Source organism: Synechococcus sp. F70.1, assembly GCF_047502745.1.
Lineage (GTDB): Bacteria > Cyanobacteriota > Cyanobacteriia > Thermostichales > Thermostichaceae > Thermostichus.
The window spans coordinates 6,649-7,714 of sequence record NZ_JANSJL010000005.1 but is presented as its reverse complement, the minus strand read 5'-3'; the positions used below and the strand labels follow the sequence as shown (position 1 = coordinate 7,714).

General features: G+C 57.5%; 1 protein-coding gene and 1 pseudogene. Both read left to right on the top strand.

What is annotated here, in order from left to right; all coding sequences use genetic code 11:
• Positions 1–21 precede the first annotated feature (21 nt).
• Positions 22–447, top strand: a complete 426-nt coding sequence (locus NW860_RS00110; RefSeq protein WP_414511862.1) for a hypothetical protein — start codon at positions 22–24, stop codon at positions 445–447.
• A gap of 158 nt (positions 448–605) precedes the next feature.
• A pseudogene (locus NW860_RS00105) lies at positions 606–1,066 on the top strand (histidine kinase); the annotation flags it as partial.

The window sequence follows — 1,066 nt, the reverse complement described above, 5'->3', positions numbered from 1 at the left end:
TAGAGATACGTAGAAAGCAGCATGCAAGCTACTCTCGACTTAACCGTGGATTACCGGACTTACCGCTTGGCAAGGATCCTGAGCGAAAACCTTTCCCTGGGGGAACTGCGGGAGGTCTCTCCAAAATGGCAGGACACAGCCCCTGCTGCAGACAGGACTCAAGCCCCACCGGAGCAGGTTGAGCAGCGCCACCTCGCTCCTCAAAGTAGGACTCAAGCAGAGGCAGCCGTGAATGCCCCTGCCGATCCGGCGTCCAGCATTCGAGAGGTGGTTGAACAAGTGTTTCAGAGTGGCTTCCTCAGCCGGGAACAGGAGAGCCTCATCAACGAACTACTTTTGCGGGGACGTTACACGGAGGGTGAGCTAGAACTTCTGGATCAGTTGATTGAAAAGTTGCTCAGCCACAAGGTCGAAGCAGAGCAGCTAACGCTTACCCGGTCGGCTTAGCCGCTCAAAATCCAGCCTTGGTAGCAGCTAGTACAGAAGTAAGCTACAACTGTGAAGTACCATAGCCTCTTTAGCCTTTCTATAGAGTCCTGTTCTGTCGGGTGCTTACTAGCGCCGGAGGACTCTTTGGGGAGGTTCTCCCATCAGGTAGAGCACCGATGCAATCTTCTCCCTTGCCGCTCCGCTCCATCTCTTTGCGGGTGGCGCTGCTAGCACCCTTAGTGCTGGCAGTGGTAGGAGGGGCAGGCGGGGTATCCTACTTCTCCTGGCGGGCCAGGCAGCAGATGGCGCTGCAGTTGGCTAGGCACTTGAAGAGTGAGGTTAACGACCGAGCCGAGGATCACCTACACAGATATCTGCAGGCCCCCCTGCAGGTAAATGCCCTCAATAAGGAGGTGCTGCGCTGGGGACTTTTGCCCAATCTGGCCGCCCCGCAGCTAGAAGTGCTGGAAGCCTATTTTGCCCGCCAGTTGCAGCAGTTTCCCAAGCTGAGCGACATCGGCTTTGTCTCAGTTCATGGGGGGTTTGTAACCGCCCGCCGCCACGCCGATGGCTCCATCTGGACCTACCACACGCCGGGCCTGAAGCCGGGATCCGTCCAAGGCCGCCAACGGGATCC

Bases quoted from the DNA above. Each gene is read 5' to 3' on its own strand.
- NW860_RS00110 (WP_414511862.1), top strand. From the start codon at position 22: ATGCAAGCTACTCTCGACTTAACCGTGGATTACCGGACTTACCGCTTG.